The following is a 19,959-nucleotide window of genomic DNA, read 5'->3' as shown; positions in this document are numbered from 1 at the left end:
ACTCGCGCCCGTCCGGGCCGTAGCCGCCGGAGCCGTGCCGTGCGGTCACGGGCGCTCCCCGGCGCGGTGCTGCTCGGGGGCGTGGTGCAGAGACTGGTGGGGTGGCCGGTCCAGGAATCGGTGGCGGTGGGGGTCCGGTGCCCCGGGGCGGTGCTGGGGCTCGGGTGCGAGAGCGGGGAGGTGCCCGGCGGCCCGTTCTCGGCCCTCCGGTGCCTCGTCCTCGCCGGAGTCGTCCGGGCGGCCCGGCTTGGGACGGGCGCCCCAGCCCAGGTCGGCTCGCGGAGCGGCGGTGTCGCGGTCCGCGTCGTCCCCCCGGGTCAGCTCGGCCCATACCAGCAGCCCGGGCCCGTGTTCCTGCGCGCCCCAGGCCCGGCACAGCGCGTCGACGAGGAGCAATCCCCTCCCGTGCTCCTCATCGGGCCGCTGCGGGGACGGGTGGGGTTCGCCCGGGGCGCAGCCCTCGTCGCGTACGGCTATGCGCACGGTGTCGTCGTGATCCTGCAGCTCGCACACCACCCGACTGCTCGCGGTGTGCACGATCGCGTTGGTGACCAGCTCGGATATGACCAGGGCCGCGCTGTCGCAGGTGTCCGCGCACACCGACCAGCCGGTCAGCCGGGCATGCGCGAGGCGTCTCGCCTGGGCGACGGAACCCGGATGTGCGGCCAGCTCGAAGCGGAACCGGCGCCCGGCAGCGCCCCCGTCAGGGGCTGTTCCCGTGGCCGCACCGAGACCGGGGTGGTCTGCGGCGGCGTCTGTTCCTAAGGGCGCGGACGGAATCACGCTTGCCACTATCTCCTCGCCGTGAACACTTGGCAAGTGTCACTCTGAAAGTTGCAGAGTGCTGTGTGACTCGGTCAGGGGCCGTGGCACACTGCTCGCAACAGCACGTCGAGCGGCGCCAATTGGGGTCATCGGAGGTCCGTCCCGGTCTTCGAATGCATCTTCGAATGGCGCCGCAGGGCTGTCGGGAGACATCTGTCAGGAAACTTTCGGTTGTCAGAAGACGTTCGGTGGAGGCGTTCGGTGGAGGTGAGAGCGTGAGCGAACCGCGGTCCGCGCCGACGGTGGGCCAGGTCGTCCTCGGCCGACGCCTGTTGGACCTGAGGGAACGTGCCGGACTGAAGCGTGAGGAGGCCGCCCGCGTCCTGCGTGTCGCGCCCGCCACCGTCCGCCGTATGGAGATGGCCGAGGTCGCCCTCAAGATCCCGTACCTGCAACTGCTGCTGAAGTCCTACGGCGTGGCCGACGACGAGGCCGAACTCTTCGTCCGGCTGGCCGAGGAGGCCAACAAACCCGGCTGGTGGCAGCGCTTCCACGACATCCTGCCCGGCTGGTTCTCGATGTACGTCAGCCTGGAGGGCGCGGCCGGCCTCATCCGCTCCTACGAGCCGCACTTCGTCCCCGGCCTGCTCCAGACCGAGGACTATGCGCGCGGTGTGCTCAAGTCCGGTGCCATCGGCCAGACCAGCCCGGACGACATCGAGCGGCACGTCGCCCTGCGCATGCAACGCCAGCAACTCCTCACCCGTCCCGACGCCCCGCGCTTCTGGGCGGTGATGGACGAGACCGCCCTGCGCCGCCCGGTCGGCCCTCCGGAGGTGATGCGCGCGCAGATCGACAAGTTGCTCGAGGCCACGAAGCTGCCCCATGTGACGCTCCAGGTCGCCCCGTTCGCGAGCGGGCCGCACCCGGGGACGTACGGGCCCTTCGTGCTGTTCCGATTCGCCATGCCGGAGCTGCCGGACATGGTCTACAGCGAGTACCTCACCGGCGCCGTCTATCTGGACGCGCGCACTGAGGTGGCGACCCACCTCGAGGTCATGGACCGCATGGCGGCGCAGGCCGCTACGGCACAACGCACGAAGGAGATCCTCCGGGATCTCCGCAAGGAGCTGTGAATGGATCGCATCACGCCGCGCGGACACGTCTACAACGGCATGCCGGCGCGGGAGTTGGGCAGCGAGGGCTGGCACAAGCCCTGGAGCGGCGGCAACGGAGGGAACTGTCTGGAGGCGATGAAGCTCGCCGACGGCCGGATAGCCGTGCGGCAGTCCACCGACCCGGACGGGCCGGCGCTGATCTACACCACCGCCGAGATGACCGCGTTCATCGAGGGTGCCAAGGCGGGGGAGGCCGACTTCCTGCTGTCCTGACCTTGAACCGCATGTTGCTTCTCGCTCAACTTCCTTATCTTGGTACCGACTTGATCATTCATTGCGCCGAACGCTCATGACGCTCATGGAGTGCCGCATGACAGGGCAGGACCCGACGGCCGTGGCGATCGACACCAGCAAGCCGCATCCCGCGCGGATGTACGACTGGTATCTCGGCGGCAAGGACAACTACCCCGTCGACGAGGCGATGGGCCGTCAGATGCTGGCCCTCGACCCCCGGGTGCCGGTGATGGCCAGGGTCAACCGCGCGTTCATGCACCGCGCCACCCGGTGGCTCGCCCAGCAGGGCGTACGGCAGTTCCTGGACATCGGCACCGGCATCCCCACCGAGCCGAACCTGCACCAGATCGCCCAGCAGGTCGCGCCCGAGGCCCGGGTCGTCTACTGCGACCACGACCCGGTCGTGCTGGCCCACGCCGCGGCCCTGCTGCGCAGCACACCGGAGGGCGCGACCGAGTACCTGCAGGCGGACGTGCGCGATCCGGACGCGATCGTCGCCGGCGCCCGGCGGGTCCTGGACCTCGACCGGCCGGTCGCGCTCTCCCTGGTCGCCCTGCTGCACTTCATTCCCGACGAGGACGGCGCGCACGACCTGGTCGGCCGGCTGCTGGCCGAACTTCCCTCCGGCAGCTACCTGACGATGACCCACGCCACGGCCGACTTCACCCCCGATGAGTCGTCGGCCTCCACCGCGAAGCTGAAGGCGGCCGGCGTCACCCTCGCCCTGCGCTCCCGCGACGAGTTCACCCGCTTCTTCACCGGCCTCGACCTGGTCGAGCCCGGCGTCGAGATCGTCCACAAGTGGCACCCGGAACTGGGCGAGCCGGTCCCGGGCCAGGACGACGGGGTGATCCCGGGGTACGGGGCGGTGGCCCGGAAGCGGTAGACCCGCGCGCCGCGCCTGTTCAGCGCCAGGGCCGGCCACTGAACCGTCCCCGCGCCGCGCGCGCCGGGGGCAACTACGCCGCACGCCGGAGGCGCCCCGCTCCTCACCCGGGAGGCAGCACCCCGCACAGCGCCTCCAGTGCCGCGCCGTAGGCGTGTTCCGCGGCGGCCGCGTACCCCACCACCAATCCGTCACCCATCGTCGCGGCCGCCTGCGGATGCCGGAACGCGTCGAGTCCGTCCACGGCGACGCCCTGCCATGCGGCGGCCTTCACCGTGGACCGCTCGGTGCCGGGCGGCAGCCGCAGCACCGCGTGCAGCCCGGCCGCGATGCCCGTCACCTCGACCTGCGGCGCGTGTTCGGTGAGCGCGGCGACGAGCCGGTCACGCCGGTGCCGGTAGCGCTGCCGCATGCGCCGCACATGACGGTCGTACGACCCGGAGACGATGAACTCCGCCAAGGCCAGCTGGTCCAGGACGCTCGCCCAGCCCTCCCGCTCGCCCTTCGCCGCCAGCACGGGCCCCACATATCGCTCCGGCAGCACCATCCAGCCCAGCCGCAGCGCCGGCGACAGGCTCTTGCTGACCGACCCGAGGTGGATCACCCGCTCCGGATCGAGACCCTGGAGCGCACCGACCGGCTTGCGGTCGTATCGGAACTCGCCGTCGTAGTCGTCCTCCAGTACCACCGTCCCACGCGCGCGTGCCCAGCCGATCACGGCCGCCCGGCGCTCCGGGTGCAGCGGGCCGCCGGTCGGGAACTGGTGCGCCGGCGTGAGCAGCACGGCCCGCTCCCGCCCGAGTACGTCCACTCGCGCGCCGTGCTCGTCCAGCGGCAGCGGCACCGTGCGCACCCCGGCCGTGGTGAGCAGCCCCCGGTGGAAGTCCAGCCCGTACGCCTCCACGCCCAGCGGACCGCGCAGCACCCCGCCCGCGCCCTGGCCGAACAGCAGCCGCAGCGCATGCGCGAAGCCCGAGCAGATCACGATCCGGTCCGGCTCGGTCCGCACGCCACGCGCGCGTGCCAGATATTCGGTCAGAGCCTCCCGCAGCTCACGCCGCCCGGCCGGATTCCCGGGCCCGAACGCCTCGTTCGGCGCTGTCTGGAGCGCCCGCCGATAGCAGGCCGACCAGGCCACCCGCGGGAACGCCGACGCGTCCGGCGCGCCCTGCCGCAGATCGTGTCGCGGGCCACGCTCGCGTGGAGGTGTTTTCACGGGCGTCCGTACGGCGTCCCGCAGCGGCTCCGCCCGGTCGGCGACCCGGGTGCCCGAACCCTGGCGGGCGGTCAGCCAGCCCTCCGCGACCAGTTCCGCATACGCGTCGGCCACCGTGTTGCGGGCCACGCCCAGATCGGCGGCGAGCGACCGGTACGGCGGCAACCGGGTGCCCGGCGCCAGCCGCCCGCCGCGCACGGCCTCGCGCAGCGCCCGGGTCAGCGCGGCCCGCCGCCCACCCGGACCCGACAGCTCCAGATGCAGATCGGCGCCGATCCGCTCCGCGGAATTGACCCACGATTTCGTCATGGAAATGCACCCTACAACCGGTCTATCGGGCCCCTAGGTTGAGGCCATGACGACGAACACGAACACCGCCGCAGCCGACATCACCACCGCGATCGCCGAGGTCGAGGCCGCGCGCACCCGACTGGACTTCGCGAAGTCCGCCCCCAAGGTCTTCCGCGCCATCGTCGGCTTCGACGCCGCCGCCCGCGCCGGCCTGGACCCGGCGCTGGTGGAGCTGATCCAGATCCGCTCCTCCCTCCTCAACCACTGCGCCTACTGCCTGCACATGCACACCAACCAGGCCCGCAAGGCAGGCGAGAGCGAGGACCGGCTGCACATGGTCGCCGTCTGGCGCGAGGCACGGCACTTCTTCACACCCAAGGAACAGGCCGCGCTCGCGCTCACCGAGGCCCTGACCCTCGTCGCCGACGCGGGCGTCCCCGACGCCGTCTACGCCGAGGCCGCGGCCCACTTCGACGAGGAGGAACTGGCCCACGTCATCGCCGTGATCTGCACGATCAACACGTGGAACCGGGTGGCCCTGTCGACGGGGAAGGTGGCGGGGACGGACGAGCGGAAGGGCTGAGCGGCGACGACAGAGGCGGGCGGCGATCGCCCTGCCTCGCCGGCCACTCCACCTGCGGCAGCCGATCTCGCCGGTAACCTCATACCGGCATACCGGCAATCACAATGGCGTATCCCGGCGGTGCGAACCGGACGTCACCACAGCCGAGGACAGCCGACGGCGACAAGTAGCCGTCGGTCACGCCTACACCCTCATCGGCCGATCCCTCGGAGAGACCGGCGCAGGCAACCGTGAACTCCCGGTCAGCCAGCGGTCGACGGCCGCCGCCACCGCCCGCCCCTCCGCGATCGCCCAGACGATGAGCGACTGCCCGCGCGCCGCGTCCCCGGCCGCGAACACCCCGGGGACGCTGGTCGCGAAGCCGTCGTCCCGGGCAATCGTGCCGCGCGTTTCGAGCTCCAGCCCCAACTGCCCGATCAGCCCGTCCTTCTGGTCCGGCCCGGAGAACCCGAGGGCGAGCAGCACGAGATCGGCGGGCAGCGCCCGCCCGGTGCCCGGCACGGGGCGGCGCGACTCGTCGACCTCTACCAGGTGCAGCGACCGCACCCGCCCGCTGCCGTCCCCCTCGAAGTGGAGCGTTGACGCGGCGAACAGCCGCGCGTCCGCGTCCGCCGCCGGTGCCGTACGCAGGTCCCGGGCCTCCTCGTGCGCGGCCGACAGCCGGTAGACCTTCGGGTATGTCGGCCATGGCTCGGTTTCCTCGTCGCGCTCGGTGCCCGGCTGCGCGTAGATGTCCAGCTGGGTCACGGACGCGGCCCCCTCGCGCACCGCCGTGCCCAGACAGTCCGCCCCGGTGTCCCCGCCGCCGACGATCACCACGTGCTTGCCGGCCGCGGACAGCGGTGAAACCTCCAGATCCCCCTCACACACCCTGTTGGCCAGCGGCAGATACTCCATCGCCTGGTGTATCCCGTACAACTCCCGACCCGGCACCGGAAGTTCCCGCCACGCCGTGGCCCCCGTGGCGATGACCACGGCGTCGTACCGTCCGCGCAGCTCCACCGCCCCGACATCCCGCCCGACGGCCGTCGACGTACGGAACTTCGTCCCCTCGGCCCGCATCTGCTCGATCCGTCGCTCCAGATGCCGTTTCTCCATCTTGAACTCGGGGATGCCGTACCGCATCAGCCCGCCGATCCGGTCGTCCTTCTCGTACACGGCGACGGTGTGTCCGGCCCGGGTCAGCTGCTGCGCCGCGGCGAGCCCGGTGGGCCCGGAGCCGATGACGGCGACCGTCTTCCCGGACAGCCGCTCGGGCGGACGCGCCTGGGCGAAACCTTCCTCCCAGGCCCGGTCGGCGATCGCGCACTCGACGTTCTTGATGGTGACGGCCGGCTGGTTGATCGCCAGCACGCATCCCGCCTCGCACGGTGCCGGACACAACCGCCCGGTGAACTCGGGGAAGTTGTTGGTGGCGTGCAGCCGGTCGCTCGCCGCCCGCCAGTCCTCCCGGGAGACCAGGTCGTTCCACTCCGGGATCAGATTGCCCAGCGGGCAGGCGTCGTGGCAGAACGGGATGCCGCAGTCCATGCACCGATCGGCCTGCTTGCTGATGATGGGCAGCAGCGCTCCCGGGACATACACCTCGTCCCAGTCCCGCACCCGCTCCTCGACGGGCCGCCGCGGCCACTCCCGGCGCGGCGTGTTCATGAACCCCTTGGGATCGGCCATGGTCGTCTTCCTCGCGTACGGATACCGCGCGGGTATCGGTGTACGACGGGCCGTACGCCATTCGGGCGGCGTCCTTCGGCACTCTTTCGGCCACGATACGTCCGCCCCGGCCACCGCGCAGAGTGGTGGACAGCGCTTTCTCCATGGCTTGTCAGAGCGGGGGCTTGTCAGGAGCCGGCCGCCCCGGGGCCCGCACGCAGATCAGGCGAGGGCCAGTACGTAGACCAGTGCGGCCGCTGCCGAGGCGCCGGTGCGGACGTGGTTCCAGAACGTCCACTCGCGTACGTACGCCGGCCAGTACTCGGCGGCCTCCGCGGCGCCCGGGGTCAGCCGGGCCAGCCGGTCGTTGCGGGGGACGTTGGCGACGATCGTCAGCCCGAACGAACCGAAGAGATACAGCGCGCTGCCCAGCAGCAGTTCGAGCTTCCCTTCGTCCGGCCACACCACGAACGTCACCACCGCGATCATCGAGCTCAGCACCGCCGAGCCGTTGAACACCGTCATGAAGGCGGGCCGGACGGCGGCGACATTGATCGCGTTCATCGCCGCGACACCCTGCGCGGGCGGCAGCCCGGCGAGCCCCCGCATCACAAAGGTCGAGAACGCGCAGAACACCCCGGCCATCAGCCCGGTGCCGAGTACCCCCACCACGACCAGCACGAAGAACGGCCCGTCGATCATCTCCACGCCCCATCCCGTCTCGTTCCGCCCGGTACGCGCCCGGCAGCACCTCTTTTTCTCCTCCTTCCTTCTCCCCCCACCCCCCACCCCCCCACCCCCCCGCCCCCTCCCGCTCAGCCTGCCTCCGCCCCGGCGTCCTGCCAGGCCCGCAGCACACTCTCCACAGCCGGGGCGATGCGGCGCCGTGCCTCGTACCGTGGCACCCCGCTCATCAGCAGCTGGTCGTACGGTGTGTCCACATGCCGTACGGCCGCCACGACCGCCGAGACCACCGCTCCCTCCGACAGCGCCCGCCCGGCCGCACTGCGCCCGACCCGTCCACTGCCGCGCACGGACGCGTGCGCCGCGACGGCCCGCGCGCGATCGGCAGGGCAGCCCGGAAAGAGCCGCAGGATCTCGGCCGCGAACGCCGCCGCGAACCGCTCGTCCTCCGCCGCCCGGCGCCGCGCGTCCCGCGCCCGCCGCCTGCGCCGCGCCTCCGCGTCCGCCAGGCAGCGGGCCTCGGCCCGGGCCAGCGCCGCCTCCTCCACCAGCACGCCCTGCCGCTCGTAACGTCCCTTGCGCCGGTTGAACCGCACCACGACGACCGACAGCCCGCTCTCCTCTCTCGACCTGCGGGTCAGTGCGGTGTCCCCGCGCGGCAGGAACACCAGGTGCCCGAGGTCCGTGCAGTGCAGACAGCGCGGTGCCCCGTCCTCCAGCACGAGCAGCGACAGCGGCCCGCGCCGGCACGTGGCGCACCGCTTGGGCTTCTGCGCCTGGATGACGACAAGCCGTCCGGGTGAGTGGGGAGTTGAGGGAAGCGCCATACGCGGTACTTTCCCCGCCGCCACCCTCGCCTCCCACGCCTTGCCTACTCCGTCTTGTCCATTGCCTCCTCCTTCCGGCTCCGGACGTTGACCACCGGCACCCGGATACGGTGCCGCGCCGAAGCCTGGATCTCGTCCACCGCCGCCACGGCGAGCTCGGCGTACGACAGCCACGGCTCAGCCCCGCCGTCGCCACTCTCGGCACGGGGCAGCCGCTCCCCGCCGACGCGGTACCGCCCCGTCCGCGGTCCGCCGTGCTCCAGGTGTCCGGCGGGCGTGAGCATCACCCAGTCGACGGGGCCGTCCACCCGTTTCCGCAGGCGGTCCAGTCCCGCGGTGTGGGCCCGGGCGAAAGGAAGGAGCTCCGGCGGGAAGGCCACCAGGTCGTCCACCACCCCGGCCGTCCTCGCCGACCAGATTCGCACCCAGCCCCACCGCGACGAGCCGGCCCACCTCGGCCGCGGCGAGCCCGTCGAGCAGCGCGTCGGCCGCCTTCACGAAGAACCCGGCGTCGAGCGTCTCGAACCCCTGCTCGGGCCCGCCGAGCGTCCGGACACCGCAACTGATCCGCCCCTCCGAACCCGGTCAGCCCTGGCGCCGGGCCCGTCCCCGACAGGCACTGTCACCTCACCTTCCGCCACCCGGCATCATGGCCCTGTGCGACTCGAAGCGATCACCTGGGACCGGCTCGCGGAGCAGCTCGCCGATCGGCTGGCCGGGCTGGAACCGGCCGACGGAAGCGCCTGGCCGCGTGTCGGCTTCGACGGGGCCCCGGCCGCCCGGCCCGGCGACCTCGCGGAACGGGTCGGGGAAGCGCTGCGGGTGCGTGGCCGGCCCTCACTCGTGGTCGGCGTGGAGGGTTTCCTGCGCCCCGCCTCGCTGCGCCTGGAGCACGGGCGGCGCGACGCGGAGTCGTACTACGGCGGTTGGTTCGACACCGGCGCCCTGTGGCGCGAGGTCTTCGGCCCGCTCGACCCCGGTGGCAGCGGGCGGGTCCTGCCCGACCTGTGGGATCCGGCCACCGACCGGGCCACCCGCAGCCCGTATGTCCAACTCCCGCCCGGAGGAGTCCTGTTGCTCCACGGCCCCCTCCTGTTGCGGCACTGGTTCCCCTTCGACCTGACCGTGCACCTCCTCCTCTCCCCGGGTGCCCTGCGCCGCCGTACCCCTGAGAGCGAGCACTGGACGCTCCCCGCCTTCGAGCGCTACGAGTCCGAGACGGACCCCGCGGGCACGGCGGACGTGCTGGTGCGCGCCGACGACCCGCGCCATCCCGCCTGGAGCGGCTGATCCGGGCGGCCGCCCGGCAGCGTGCCCCCGCCGCTCAGAGCCAGCCGTTGCGCCTGAAGCCCCGGTACAGCACCAGACACGCCGCCGCCATGACGGCCATGACCAGCGGATAGCCGAACCGCCAGTGCAGTTCCGGCATGTGGTCGAAGTTCATGCCGTACACCCCGCACACCATCGTCGGTACGGCGATCACTGCGGCCCAGGCCGTGATCTTCCGCATGTCCTCGTTCTGCGCGACGGTCACCTGCGCGAGGTGGGCCTGCAGAATGGAGTTGAGCAGTTCGTCGAAGGCGGCGATCTGTTCCTTGGCGCGTATCAGGTGGTCGAGCACGTCCCGGAAGTAGGTCTGTATCTCCGGGGCGATGACCCGTATGGGCCGGGTGGCAAGGTCCTCCACCGGGCGGCCGAGCGGCACCACCGCCCGCTTCAGCTCCAGCAGTTCACGCTTCATCTGGTAGATGCGCCCGGGGTCGAGCCGCGCACCGTTCTCCGAGAACACCTCCGTTTCGACCTGGTCGATGTCGGCCTGCACCGCGTCCGTGACGTTCAGATAGTCGTCGACGACATGGTCGGCGATCGCGTGCAGCACCGCCGCCGGCCCCTTGGCGAGCTGGTGCGGATGCGCCTCCAGCTCCTCGCGCAGCGGGCCCAGTGAGCCGTGCCGGCCGTGCCGCACCGTGATGACGAAGTCCTCACCGACGAACACCATGATCTCACCGGTGTCGACCACCTCGCTGGTCGCCGTCAGTTGTTCGTGCTCCACGTAGCAGACCGTCTTGAACACCGCGAAGAGCGTGTCGCCGTAGTGCTCCAGCTTCGGCCGCTGATGGGCCTCGACCGCGTCCTCCACCGCCAAGGGGTGCAGGTCGAAGAGTTCGGCGATGCCGGCGAACTCACGGTCCGTCGGCTCGTGCAGCCCGAGCCAGACGAAGCCCTCCCCCGTCTTGCGCACCATCCGCACGGCATCCACCAGGTCCGTGCACTGCGGGACGCGCACACCGTCCTGGTACGTCACACAGTTGACCACCGAGGAGCCCAGCGGTGACCGGGCGGGATGGCTCAGGTCCACGCGCGGCCGCCGCCTGGCCAGCCGCGCCACCTTGCGCAGGCCGCCGACCCTGTCCAGCCCCGTGACCTTCCGCAGATTCCCCGCCATCGACATCTGGATCTCCTTGCCTGGATCTCCTCACGCAACGCTTTCGCGCCCTGCCCGGCAAGTCTGCCAGCCGAGGGCAAAGCGCGGGTAAGCCTGTGGGAACGGGAGGTTCCGCTTGGTTCCCGACTGTGGACGGAGCACCGATGCCGCGGCCTCGGCCCCGGCCGCCCCTGGCCGGAGCGCCGGCGGACCGGCCAGAGCCGGGTGACTGCGATGATCGGGCATGACCTCATCCGACGGATATCTCCTGGACAACCGGCAGAACGAGGCCGCGGAGCGCTTCGACGCCTTCGCCGCCCTCTTCGATCCCACGACCTTCCGGCACATCGAGGCGCTGGGCATCGGGCTGGGCCGGCGCTGCTGGGAAGTCGGGGCCGGCGGCACCTCCGTGGTGTCCTGGCTCGCCAGGAAGGTGGGCCCCACCGGACAGGTCGTCGCCACTGACATCGACACCTCGCGGCTCGCCGCCGCGGCGGCGAGTGCGCCGGTGGAGGTGCGGGTCCACGACGTGGGTGCCGAGGAACCACCGGGTGAGGGCTTCGACCTGGTCCACGCCCGGCTCGTCCTCGTCCATGTGCCGGACCGGGAAAGGGCGTTGCGGTCCATGATCCAGGCCCTCCGGCCCGGCGGGCATCTGCTGATCGAGGATGCCGACCCCGCTCTCCAGCCCCTGATCTGCCCCGACGAGTACGGTCCCGAGCAGCGGCTCGCCAACCGCCTGCGTCAGGGCTTCCGCACGCTGCTCGCCCAACGTGGCGCCGACCTCTCGTACGGCCGCAAACTCCCGCGTCTGCTCCGCGAGGCCGGACTGAGCGGGGTGGAGGCCGATGCGTTCTTTCCGGTGGCATCACCTGCCTGCACCGCTCTCGAGGCCGCGACGGTCCGTCAGATCCGGAACCGGCTGGTTGCCGCCGGGCTCGCCACCGACGAGGACGTCGACCAGCACCTGGCCAACGTCGAGGCCGGCAGCATGGACCTGGCCACCGCGCCGATGATCTCGGCGTGGGGGAGGAAGGACTAAAGGACTAGAGGAAGGACTAGCGGGGGGAAAGGCCTGGGCTCCCGCGCCGGTACGGCGCCGGCCTCAGCCGCCCCGGCCGGGCTCGGCGCGGATCCCAGCCAACCACCCCCGCGACGGCGTTCGCGACGCGGCGCGAGCCGAGCCTCCGCTGCCGGTGCCCCCATGGCGCCCGCCGGGCGCTAGCCGTCGCGCCCCGGACACGGCGGTCTGGCCCCCAACCGTTCGACCGCCTCCGCACCTGCCCGGCAGCCGCGTGCCGCCGCCTCCTCGGGGTCCGCTCCCGTGAGCAGGGCGGCGAGGAACGCACCGGTGAAGGCGTCACCGGCGCCCGTGGTGTCCCGAGGAGCCGCCGGCACGGCCGGGACCCTGACCGGTCCGCTGCCGGAACGGGCCACCAGCGCACCGTCCGCACCCGCCTTGGTGACCACCAGCGGGACGAGACGGCTCAACTTGTCCGCCGCGTCCACCGGATCCGGCAGCCCCGTCAGCAGACATGCCTCGTCCCGGCTGGGCAGCAGCACGTCCAGCCCCTCCGCGAAGGCCAGGAAGCGGTCCACCCCCAGCCGCACCAGGAAGCCGGCCGACGCCGGATCGAGGCTGACCGGCACGCCACGCGCGCGTGCCGCCGCGAGCGCCGTCCGTGCGAGCTCCCGGCTCGGCTCCGTGAACAGCAGATACCCCGACAGGTGCAGCCGTCCGACGCCGTCGAGCAATGCGTCCGACCAGTCGGCGGGTTCGAGCCGCAAAGACGCCCCGCTGTCCGTGAGGAACGTACGCTCCGCCGCAGCACCCGCATCGACCAGGCAGATGACCGTCCCGGTCGCCGCTGTCGGATCGATCACCAGCCGGGGCCGCACACCGGCCGCGATCAGCTCACGCTCGTGCCATGCGGCCGCGTCCGCGCCCACCCGCCCCAGCAGCCGTACGTCCGCACAGCCCGCGTGCGCGGCCCAGCAGGCCACGTTCGCGCCCGCGCCGCCCGGCAGGGTGCGGATCGACGCGGCGGTGTCGGTGCCGGCCGCGAGCGGCCCCTGGTGCCGGGCGACCACATCCGTGACCACGTCACCGACGACCAGCAGGGCCCCGTCCCGGCCCGTGGTCACCTCCTGGTCCACGCCGTGGCGATCCGTGCCGCCAGCCGTACGTTGCCGCGTACTGCTGCCAGATTGGCGCTCAGGGAGGCCCCTGCGGTGTGCCGGACCAGGTAGTCCAGCAGGAACGGGGTCACCGCCTGACCGGAGACGCCCTGGTCCGTGCAGGCGCGCAGGCCGTCGGCCAGCACGCGCGCGTGCAGCTCGGGATCGAGCTGCTCCGCCTCCGGGACGGGCTGGGCGACGATCAGCGCCGACGGCGGCGCGTCGAGCGCCTCCTGGGCCCGCATGACGTCCGCGACCTGCTCCGGGGTGTCCAGTGTCCAGTCGACCGGATGCCCCGAGTCGGACAGGTAGAAGCCGGGGAACCGGTTCGTGCCGTACCCGGCGACGGCCACGCCCAGCGTCTCCAGCCGCTGCAGGGTCGCCGGTACGTCCAGGATCGACTTCACGCCTGCGCAGACCACCGTGATCCGGGTGCGGGCCAGCAGACCGAGGTCGGCCGACTCGTCCTGGGTCGCGGTCCACTCCCGGTGCACACCGCCCAGCCCGCCGGTGGCGAACACCCGGAGGCCCGCGAGCGCGGCCAGCTGTGCCGTCGCCGACACGGTGGTCGCCCCGCTCACGCCTGCCGCCACGGCGAGCGGCAGATCGCGATGACCCAGCTTGCGGATGCCGTCCTCGTTCGCGACCCGCTCCAGCTGCTCCTTGTCCAGACCGACCAGGGGACGGCCGTCGAGCACGGCGATGGTCGCCGGGACGGCCCCCTCCCGGCGCACCGCGTCCTCCAGCTCCAGCGCCACCTGCAGATTGCGCGGGCGGGGCAGGCCGTGCGCGATGATCGTGGACTCCAGGGCCACCACCGGCCGCCGTTCGTCGATCGCTTCCCGGACCTCTTCCGACACCACCAGCACCACGCGCACCGCCTCCTGTCCGTCGGCCTTTCCTCATCTCTGGCGGGCGCCGGCCGCCGTTAAACGCTTATGGCCTGTTGCCCTTGCGGACTGTGGCGGACGCCACCAGCCTGGGGCGCATGACCACGAACAGCATGCGTCTCGACCATGTCGTCCTGTGGGTGGCCGATCCCGTGGCCGCGGCCGGCTTCTACCAGGAGGCAGTCGGTCTGGAGCCGATCAGGGTCGCCGAGTTCGCCGAGGGAATGGTGGCCTTCCCCTCGGTGCGCGTCAACGAGGAGACCATCTTCGACCTCGCCCCGCTCACCATGGCCGCACGCATGAAGATGCTGCCCGGTGCGGCCGAGAGCGCGGGTCACCCGGTGAACCACGTCTGCCTGTCCCTGCCGTCCGACGCCTTCGACGCCCTGCGCGCCCGCCTGGAGGAACATGGCGTCGCCGTCTCGGGCGTCGACCACAACCTCTCCGGTGCCCGCGGCAACGCCACGAGCAGCTTCTACTTCCGCGACCCCGACGGCAACGTCTTCGAGGCCCGGCACTACGGCGAGTAGCCTGGGCCGGTGTCCGGGGCCCGCCGGAGACGGGTGTCCGGGGCGCGGTCAGAACAGCGGCTCGGGCAGTACGCCCTCCAGGGCGAGCAGCTTCCGCTTGGTCTCCAGTCCGCCCCCGAAGCCGCCGATCCCGCCGTCGCTCTCCACCACCCGGTGACACGGAACGACCACCGGCAACGGATTGGCACCCATGGCCGCGCCGACCGCCTGCGCCGCGCCGGGCTGTCCGACCCGCCCGGCGAGATCGCCGTACCCCACCACCGTGCCGTAGGGCACACCGGTCGCGAGCTCGCGCAGCACCTGCCGGTTGAAGCCCGAGATCAGCGACCAGTCCAGCGGCAGGTCGAAGTCGTGCCGCTCGCCCGCGAAGTAGGCCCGCAGCTGGCGTATCGCCTCCGCCAGCAGCGGTGAGCCGGGATCCTCCACGGGAGCGGCGCCCAGCCGGGCCGCCAGCCGCTCCACGGCGCGGTCGCGCACCGCGTCCGTGGCGTGGAAGACGACGTTGACCAGGCCGTCACGGGTCGCCGCCAGCATCAGCGGCCCGATGTCCGTGCCCACCACGGCCCACACGACCCGCTGCTCGTCCTGCACATGGCTGTCCATGCGCCCACGGTACGGCCCGCCAGTGACAACGCCCGCCGCGCTCACTCGGAGCCGAGCGCCGCCCGCACCACGTCGGGCTTGTTGGTGATGATCCCGTCCACGCCGTAGCCCGTGGCCTTGCGCGCGGTGGTCGCGTCGTTCACCGTCCAGGTGAACACCCTGAGCGGCCTGCCGTGCGGCCCGTCGAAGGCGTGCACGGCCGAGACGTACCCCTTGGAGAGCGACCCATACGAGGGGTTGATGAGATCAGTGAAGCGCGCGTACTGGTGCAGCTGCGCCACGGTGGGTGTCCCGAGGCAGGCGGTGGTGATCGCGGGCTTCAGTTCGTGCACGGTCCGGATGCTGTCGGCGCTGAAGCTCTGCACGATCAGCCGGTCCAGGTGTTCGTGGTCCAGCCAGCCCTCGTTGCCGAGGAGCTTCAGGGTCTGCTGCTCGATGCCCGGATACAGCTCCGGGTTCTTGATCTCCAGGAGCAGTTCCTCGTGGTTGTGCTCGACCCGGCGCATGTACTGCTGCAGCGTCGGCACGCGCGTGCCCGCATAGGCGGGCGAGTACCAGCTGCCCGCGTCCAGCCGGGCGATCTCGGCCGCCGTGAAGTCCTTCACCTTCCACCGCGCCCGGCCGGGGAAGACCTGCGCGACGTTCGTGGTGCGCTGCAGGCTGTCGTCGTGGATGACGACCAGCTCGCCGTCCTTGGTGCGCTGGACGTCGTTCTCGACCCAGGTGAAGCCCAGCTGCGCTGCCTTGTCGATCGAGGCCAGCGTGTTCTCGGGAGCGTAGGCGGAGGCACCGCGGTGGGCGATCACCGTCGGCTCGCCGACGCCGCCGGCCCGGGCGTCGGAGCCGGGGCTCAGCAGGGGCGCCGTCCCCAGGACCGCGGCGACCGTGGCGGCAACTACGCGCGCGTGCATGCAGACTCCTCACATCGACGAACACGGACAGCAACAGACTGACAGCAGAATGTCACGGCACCCGGCGCACGATGACCACAGACGGAATGGATATGTCCCAAGTCCGCTCACCGGTGCCGCACAACTGCGGCAAGGCCGTGTTTCTTTGCCGGAAAATCGTTCGACCATTCCGGTGGGGGTCATACTCTCTGCGACAACCCTGACCGCCCCGGCGGTCCTGGGCCGGGGGAACATTTCAAGGATTCCGGGACGCAAGAGGGCGGAAGGGCAGCCGCGGATGCAAGGCACGGTCGACGGATTCAGCTACGGGGCCGTCACTCCATTGGTGGCCTATCTGATGGCCTGCCTCGGCGGCGCCCTCGGCCTGCGCTGCACCACCCGGTCCCTGCTGGTCACGCACTCCCGGCGGCCCGCCTGGCTGGCCCTCGGCTCGGCCGCGATCGGCTCCGGCATCTGGACCATGCACTTCGTCGCCATGATGGGCTTCGCCATCAAGGAGACGCCGATCCACTACGACAAGCCGATCACCTATGCGAGCCTCGGCCTCGCCATCGTGATGGTCGGCCTCGGGATCTTCATCGTCGGCTACCGGGGTGCCACCGGCACCGCGCTGTTCACCGGTGGCACGGTCACCGGTCTGGGCGTCGCCTCGATGCACTACCTCGGCATGGCCGGCGTGCACTTCCACGGGCGGTTCACCTACAACACGCTCACCGTCGCCGTATCCGTCGTCATAGCGGTCGTGGCCGCCACCGCGGCGCTGTGGGCCGCCGGACGCGTCCGGGGCTTCATGTGGAGCGTGGGGGCGAGCCTCGTGATGGGGCTCGCGGTCAGCGGCATGCACTACACGGGCATGGCCGCCCTCGGCGTTCACCTCGACGACACCTCCCACACCGGCGGAGGCGCGCCGGAACCGTCCGTGCTCGCGCCCATGCTGATCGGTCCGCTCGCCTTCCTGCTCCTCGCGGGCGTCGTGGTGATCTTCGACCCGCTGATGATCACGGGCCGGCCCGTCCCCAGGCCCGTCGAGCACAAACCGGGTGTCCCGGCCTCCACCGTCGCCTCCCACCCGCCCCGGCGTCCCGCCCTCCACGAGGGGTCACGGTCCGAGCACCACCTCTCCCGGACCCCGCAGAACCGCTGATCCGGACCCGTTGTCAGTGCGGGGTCGTACGGTGGATGACATGCGGCCCGTTTCCCAGATCGAACGCACGGTGGCGCCCTTCGAGGTCGTCAGCCCCTACCAGCCCAGCGGCGACCAGCCGACGGCCATCGCCGACCTCGCCAGGCGCATCCAGGCCGGTGAGAAGGACGTCGTCCTGCTGGGCGCGACCGGCACCGGCAAGTCCGCCACCACGGCATGGATGATCGAGAAGCTCCAGCGCCCCACGCTCGTGATGGCGCCGAACAAGACGCTGGCCGCCCAGTTGGCCAACGAGTTCCGCGAGCTGTTGCCGAACAACGCGGTCGAATACTTCGTCTCGTACTACGACTACTACCAGCCCGAGGCCTACGTCCCGCAGTCGGACACCTACATCGAGAAGGACTCCTCGATCAACGAGGAGGTCGAGCGGCTGCGCCACTCGGCGACGAACTCGCTGCTCACCCGCCGCGACGTCATCGTGGTCGCCTCGGTGTCCTGCATCTACGGTCTCGGTACCCCGCAGGAGTACGTGGACCGGATGGTCCCCCTCAGGGTCGGCGACGAGATGGACCGCGACGAGCTGCTGCGCCGCTTCGTCGACATCCAGTACACGCGCAACGACATGGCCTTCACCCGCGGCACCTTCCGGGTCCGCGGCGACACCATCGAGATCTTCCCGGTCTACGAGGAGCTGGCCGTCCGCATCGAGATGTTCGGCGACGAGATCGAAGCGCTGTCCACGCTGCACCCGCTCACCGGTGAGATCATCAGCGACGACCAGCAGCTGTACGTCTTCCCCGCCTCCCACTACGTCGCCGGCCCCGAGCGCATGGAGCGGGCCGTCAACGACATCGAGAAGGAGCTGGGGGAGCGCCTTGCCGAGCTGGAGAAGCAGGGCAAGCTCCTGGAGGCCCAGCGCCTGCGGATGCGCACCACGTACGACATCGAGATGCTCCGCCAGATCGGCACCTGCTCCGGTGTGGAGAACTACTCGATGCACTTCGACGGCCGCTCGCCGGGCTCCCCGCCCAACACCCTGCTGGACTACTTCCCGGACGACTTCCTGCTCGTCATCGACGAGTCGCACGTCACCGTCCCGCAGATCGGCGCCATGTATGAGGGCGACGCCTCCCGCAAGCGCACCCTCGTGGAGCACGGCTTCCGCCTGCCCTCCGCGCTGGACAACCGCCCCCTGAAGTGGGAGGAGTTCCAGGAGCGCATCGGCCAGACCGTCTACCTGTCCGCCACCCCGGGCACCTACGAGCTGTCCCGCGGGGACGGCGTCGTCGAGCAGATCATCCGCCCCACCGGTCTGGTCGACCCGCAGGTCGTGGTCAAGCCCACCGAGGGGCAGATCGACGACCTGGTGCACGAGATCCGCAAGCGCACCGAGAAGGACGAGCGGGTCCTCGTCACCACGCTCACCAAGAAGATGGCCGAGGACCTCACCGACTACTTCCTGGAGCTCGGCATCCAGGTGCGCTATCTGCACAGCGACGTCGACACCCTGCGCCGCGTCGAACTGCTGCGCGAGCTGCGCTCCGGTGAGTACGACGTCCTCGTCGGCATCAACCTTCTCCGGGAGGGCCTCGACCTGCCCGAGGTGTCCCTGGTGGCGATCCTGGACGCCGACAAGGAAGGCTTCCTGCGGTCGGGCACCTCTCTGATCCAGACCATCGGCCGCGCGGCGCGCAACGTCTCCGGCCAGGTCCATATGTACGCCGACAAGATCACCCCGGCGATGGAGAAGGCCATCGAGGAGACCAACCGCCGCCGGGAGAAGCAGATCGCCTACAACAAGGCCAACGGCATCGACCCGCAGCCGCTGCGCAAGAAGATCAACGACATCGTCGCGCAGATCGCCCGCGAGGAGGTCGACACCGAGCAGCTCCTCGGCACCGGCTACCGCAAGTCCAAGGACGGCAAGGGCGCCAAGGCACCCGTCCCGGCGCTGGGCGAGAAGGCGGCCAAGGCCGGCAAGTCGGCGAAGGGCAAGGCGGCGGCCGCGGTTCCCACGGACCGACCGGCGGCCGAACTCGCCGAGCAGATCGAGGAGATGACCGAGCGCATGCGCGCCGCCGCCGCGGAGCTGCAGTTCGAGATCGCGGCCCGGCTGCGTGACGAGGTCTCGGAGATGAAGAAGGAACTGCGCCAGATGCGGGAAGCCGGTCTCGCCTGAACCCTCGCCACCCTGCCGGACCTCGGTATATGCGCCAAGTGTTGCAACACCGACACAAAGCGCGGACCGGGGTTCGGCACTGTCGGTGGCCCTGCGTAGGGTTCTGGACAACCGCGCACTGCGCGGCAACAGGGGACTTTCGAGAGGGGATTCAGCGGTGTCCGTCAACTTGAGCAAGGGTCAGGCCATCAGCCTGGAGAAGAAGGACGGGGGCACCCTGACCGCGGTCCGTATGGGGCTCGGCTGGCAGGCGGCGAAGCGGCGCGGTCTGTTCGGCTCCCGCACGCGCGAGATCGACCTGGACGCGTCGGCCGTACTGTTCGCCGAGACCCAGCCGGTCGATGTCGTGTTCTTCCGCCACCTGGTGAGCGACGACGGTTCCGTCCGCCACACCGGCGACAACCTCGTCGGCGGCGCCGGACAGGGCGGTGACGACGAGGCGATCCTCGTGGACCTGCAGCGCGTCCCGGTCCACATCGACCAGATCGTCTTCACCGTGAACTCCTTCACGGGCCAGACCTTCCAGGAGGTGCAGAACGCGTTCTGCCGCCTGGTGGACGAGACCAACGGCCAGGAACTGGCCCGCTACACGCTGGACGGCGGCGGCGACTACACCGCCCAGATCATGGCGAAGGTGCACCGCGCGGGCGCCGGCTGGACGATGACCGCCCTGGGCGCTCCGGCCAACGGACGTACGTTCCAGGACCTGATGCCGGCGATCCAGCAGCACCTGTAGGGCCGCCCGCTCGACCGGCGGCGCAGGACCGAACGACAAGAACGCAGGG

At 71.2% G+C, this 19,959-nt stretch carries 21 protein-coding genes; 10 read left to right on the top strand and 11 right to left on the bottom strand.

The genetic code is table 11. From position 1 onward, the window contains the following. Positions 1-45: 45 nt before the first annotated feature. Positions 46-792, bottom strand: coding sequence for an ATP-binding protein (locus ACFYOH_RS04865; protein WP_388621251.1), 747 nt, complete (start codon positions 790-792; stop codon positions 46-48). A 248-nt stretch (positions 793-1,040) separates the two neighbouring features. Between ACFYOH_RS04865 and ACFYOH_RS04860 the strand changes: the two genes are divergently transcribed. The 3 genes from ACFYOH_RS04860 to ACFYOH_RS04850 all read left to right on the top strand — a co-directional run bounded on the left by ACFYOH_RS04860 (position 1,041) and on the right by ACFYOH_RS04850 (position 3,063). Then, a complete protein-coding gene (locus ACFYOH_RS04860) occupies positions 1,041-1,901 on the top strand; it encodes a helix-turn-helix domain-containing protein (protein ID WP_388621249.1) in 861 nt (286 codons plus the stop codon). After that, entirely contained in the window at positions 1,902-2,156 is a 255-nt protein-coding gene (locus ACFYOH_RS04855; RefSeq protein WP_388621247.1) for a DUF397 domain-containing protein, read from the top strand. Positions 2,157-2,253: 97 nt separating this feature from the next. Continuing rightward, positions 2,254-3,063 (top strand): SAM-dependent methyltransferase, encoded by an 810-nt coding sequence (locus ACFYOH_RS04850; protein ID WP_388621245.1) that lies wholly within the window; start codon positions 2,254-2,256, stop codon positions 3,061-3,063. A 103-nt stretch (positions 3,064-3,166) separates the two neighbouring features. Here the strand turns inward: ACFYOH_RS04850 and ACFYOH_RS04845 are convergent, their stop codons facing one another. Then, complete coding sequence (locus ACFYOH_RS04845) at positions 3,167-4,588, bottom strand: PLP-dependent aminotransferase family protein (RefSeq protein WP_388621243.1); 1,422 nt, start codon at positions 4,586-4,588, stop codon at positions 3,167-3,169. A 46-nt stretch (positions 4,589-4,634) separates the two neighbouring features. Here ACFYOH_RS04845 and ACFYOH_RS04840 point away from each other — a divergent pair, with 46 nt between their 5' ends. Further along, complete coding sequence (locus ACFYOH_RS04840; protein WP_388621240.1) at positions 4,635-5,153, top strand: carboxymuconolactone decarboxylase family protein; 519 nt, start codon at positions 4,635-4,637, stop codon at positions 5,151-5,153. Between the two features lie 183 nt (positions 5,154-5,336). Here the strand turns inward: ACFYOH_RS04840 and ACFYOH_RS04835 are convergent, their stop codons facing one another. From ACFYOH_RS04835 to ACFYOH_RS04820, 4 genes are all read right to left on the bottom strand, one after another. Further along, positions 5,337-6,824, bottom strand: coding sequence for a glutamate synthase subunit beta (locus tag ACFYOH_RS04835; RefSeq protein WP_388621238.1), 1,488 nt, complete (start codon positions 6,822-6,824; stop codon positions 5,337-5,339). A gap of 201 nt (positions 6,825-7,025) precedes the next feature. Beyond that, the gene (locus tag ACFYOH_RS04830) at positions 7,026-7,505 is read right to left on the bottom strand and encodes a DUF1772 domain-containing protein (protein ID WP_388622309.1); all 480 of its coding nucleotides are present in this window, start codon (positions 7,503-7,505) and stop codon (positions 7,026-7,028) included. A 113-nt stretch (positions 7,506-7,618) separates the two neighbouring features. Beyond that, positions 7,619-8,314 carry a DUF2293 domain-containing protein gene (locus ACFYOH_RS04825; RefSeq protein ID WP_388621236.1) on the bottom strand — a complete coding sequence of 232 codons (696 nt, stop codon included), beginning with the start codon at positions 8,312-8,314 and terminating at the stop codon, positions 7,619-7,621. A 44-nt stretch (positions 8,315-8,358) separates the two neighbouring features. Beyond that, positions 8,359-8,739 (bottom strand): hypothetical protein, encoded by a 381-nt coding sequence (locus ACFYOH_RS04820; RefSeq protein ID WP_388621234.1) that lies wholly within the window; start codon positions 8,737-8,739, stop codon positions 8,359-8,361. Between the two features lie 232 nt (positions 8,740-8,971). Between ACFYOH_RS04820 and ACFYOH_RS04815 the strand changes: the two genes are divergently transcribed. Next, positions 8,972-9,604 (top strand): uridine kinase, encoded by a 633-nt coding sequence (locus tag ACFYOH_RS04815; RefSeq protein ID WP_388621232.1) that lies wholly within the window; start codon positions 8,972-8,974, stop codon positions 9,602-9,604. A 34-nt stretch (positions 9,605-9,638) separates the two neighbouring features. On the opposite strand, the gene corA is transcribed toward ACFYOH_RS04815, so the two are convergent. Beyond that, a complete protein-coding gene (gene corA / locus ACFYOH_RS04810; protein WP_388621230.1) occupies positions 9,639-10,766 on the bottom strand; it encodes a magnesium/cobalt transporter CorA in 1,128 nt (375 codons plus the stop codon). 217 nt (positions 10,767-10,983) lie between these two features. Here corA and ACFYOH_RS04805 point away from each other — a divergent pair, with 217 nt between their 5' ends. Next, positions 10,984-11,781: a methyltransferase domain-containing protein gene (locus ACFYOH_RS04805; protein ID WP_388621228.1), complete on the top strand. Its 798-nt coding sequence runs from the start codon at positions 10,984-10,986 to the stop codon at positions 11,779-11,781. 179 nt (positions 11,782-11,960) lie between these two features. Here the strand turns inward: ACFYOH_RS04805 and ACFYOH_RS04800 are convergent, their stop codons facing one another. Both ACFYOH_RS04800 and ACFYOH_RS04795 read right to left on the bottom strand, forming a co-directional pair. Then, the gene (locus ACFYOH_RS04800) at positions 11,961-12,896 is read right to left on the bottom strand and encodes a carbohydrate kinase family protein (protein WP_388621226.1); all 936 of its coding nucleotides are present in this window, start codon (positions 12,894-12,896) and stop codon (positions 11,961-11,963) included. Beyond that, positions 12,881-13,789: a pseudouridine-5'-phosphate glycosidase gene (locus tag ACFYOH_RS04795; protein WP_388621224.1), complete on the bottom strand. Its 909-nt coding sequence runs from the start codon at positions 13,787-13,789 to the stop codon at positions 12,881-12,883. The genes ACFYOH_RS04800 and ACFYOH_RS04795 overlap by 16 nt, the downstream gene beginning before the upstream one ends. 116 nt (positions 13,790-13,905) lie before the next feature. Here ACFYOH_RS04795 and ACFYOH_RS04790 point away from each other — a divergent pair, with 116 nt between their 5' ends. Next, positions 13,906-14,337: a VOC family protein gene (locus ACFYOH_RS04790; protein WP_388621222.1), complete on the top strand. Its 432-nt coding sequence runs from the start codon at positions 13,906-13,908 to the stop codon at positions 14,335-14,337. 48 nt (positions 14,338-14,385) lie between these two features. On the opposite strand, the gene ACFYOH_RS04785 is transcribed toward ACFYOH_RS04790, so the two are convergent. Both ACFYOH_RS04785 and ACFYOH_RS04780 read right to left on the bottom strand, forming a co-directional pair. Beyond that, entirely contained in the window at positions 14,386-14,940 is a 555-nt protein-coding gene (locus ACFYOH_RS04785) for a methylated-DNA--[protein]-cysteine S-methyltransferase (protein ID WP_388621220.1), read from the bottom strand. 41 nt (positions 14,941-14,981) lie between these two features. Then, positions 14,982-15,851, bottom strand: coding sequence for a glycerophosphodiester phosphodiesterase (locus ACFYOH_RS04780; protein WP_388621218.1), 870 nt, complete (start codon positions 15,849-15,851; stop codon positions 14,982-14,984). A 277-nt stretch (positions 15,852-16,128) separates the two neighbouring features. Here ACFYOH_RS04780 and ACFYOH_RS04775 point away from each other — a divergent pair, with 277 nt between their 5' ends. From ACFYOH_RS04775 to ACFYOH_RS04765, 3 genes are all read left to right on the top strand, one after another. Beyond that, positions 16,129-16,995, top strand: coding sequence for an MHYT domain-containing protein (locus ACFYOH_RS04775; RefSeq protein WP_388621216.1), 867 nt, complete (start codon positions 16,129-16,131; stop codon positions 16,993-16,995). Positions 16,996-17,035: 40 nt separating this feature from the next. Continuing rightward, complete coding sequence (gene uvrB / locus ACFYOH_RS04770) at positions 17,036-19,174, top strand: excinuclease ABC subunit UvrB (RefSeq protein WP_388621214.1); 2,139 nt, start codon at positions 17,036-17,038, stop codon at positions 19,172-19,174. Positions 19,175-19,331: 157 nt separating this feature from the next. Beyond that, complete coding sequence (locus ACFYOH_RS04765) at positions 19,332-19,910, top strand: TerD family protein (protein ID WP_388621212.1); 579 nt, start codon at positions 19,332-19,334, stop codon at positions 19,908-19,910. The last annotated feature ends 49 nt before the right edge of the window (positions 19,911-19,959 follow it).

Source organism: Streptomyces sp. NPDC007856 (assembly GCF_042868225.1).
GTDB lineage: Bacteria > Actinomycetota > Actinomycetes > Streptomycetales > Streptomycetaceae > Streptomyces.
This window is presented reverse-complemented; position numbering and strand designations above follow the sequence as displayed.

Excerpts from the sequence above, each read along its gene's own strand:
- ACFYOH_RS04855 (WP_388621247.1), top strand. The coding sequence starts at position 1,902 with ATGGATCGCATCACGCCGCGCGGACACGTCTACAACGGCATGCCGGCG.
- ACFYOH_RS04850 (WP_388621245.1), top strand. The coding sequence starts at position 2,254 with ATGACAGGGCAGGACCCGACGGCCGTGGCGATCGACACCAGCAAGCCG.
- ACFYOH_RS04845 (WP_388621243.1), bottom strand. The coding sequence starts at position 4,588 with ATGACGAAATCGTGGGTCAATTCCGCGGAGCGGATCGGCGCCGATCTG.
- ACFYOH_RS04840 (WP_388621240.1), top strand. The coding sequence starts at position 4,635 with ATGACGACGAACACGAACACCGCCGCAGCCGACATCACCACCGCGATC.
- ACFYOH_RS04835 (WP_388621238.1), bottom strand. The coding sequence starts at position 6,824 with ATGGCCGATCCCAAGGGGTTCATGAACACGCCGCGCCGGGAGTGGCCG.
- ACFYOH_RS04830 (WP_388622309.1), bottom strand. The coding sequence starts at position 7,505 with ATGATCGACGGGCCGTTCTTCGTGCTGGTCGTGGTGGGGGTACTCGGC.
- ACFYOH_RS04825 (WP_388621236.1), bottom strand. The coding sequence starts at position 8,314 with ATGGCGCTTCCCTCAACTCCCCACTCACCCGGACGGCTTGTCGTCATC.
- corA (WP_388621230.1), bottom strand. The coding sequence starts at position 10,766 with ATGTCGATGGCGGGGAATCTGCGGAAGGTCACGGGGCTGGACAGGGTC.
- ACFYOH_RS04805 (WP_388621228.1), top strand. The coding sequence starts at position 10,984 with ATGACCTCATCCGACGGATATCTCCTGGACAACCGGCAGAACGAGGCC.
- ACFYOH_RS04790 (WP_388621222.1), top strand. The coding sequence starts at position 13,906 with ATGACCACGAACAGCATGCGTCTCGACCATGTCGTCCTGTGGGTGGCC.
- ACFYOH_RS04785 (WP_388621220.1), bottom strand. The coding sequence starts at position 14,940 with ATGGACAGCCATGTGCAGGACGAGCAGCGGGTCGTGTGGGCCGTGGTG.
- ACFYOH_RS04780 (WP_388621218.1), bottom strand. The coding sequence starts at position 15,851 with ATGCACGCGCGCGTAGTTGCCGCCACGGTCGCCGCGGTCCTGGGGACG.
- ACFYOH_RS04775 (WP_388621216.1), top strand. The coding sequence starts at position 16,129 with ATGCAAGGCACGGTCGACGGATTCAGCTACGGGGCCGTCACTCCATTG.
- uvrB (WP_388621214.1), top strand. The coding sequence starts at position 17,036 with ATGCGGCCCGTTTCCCAGATCGAACGCACGGTGGCGCCCTTCGAGGTC.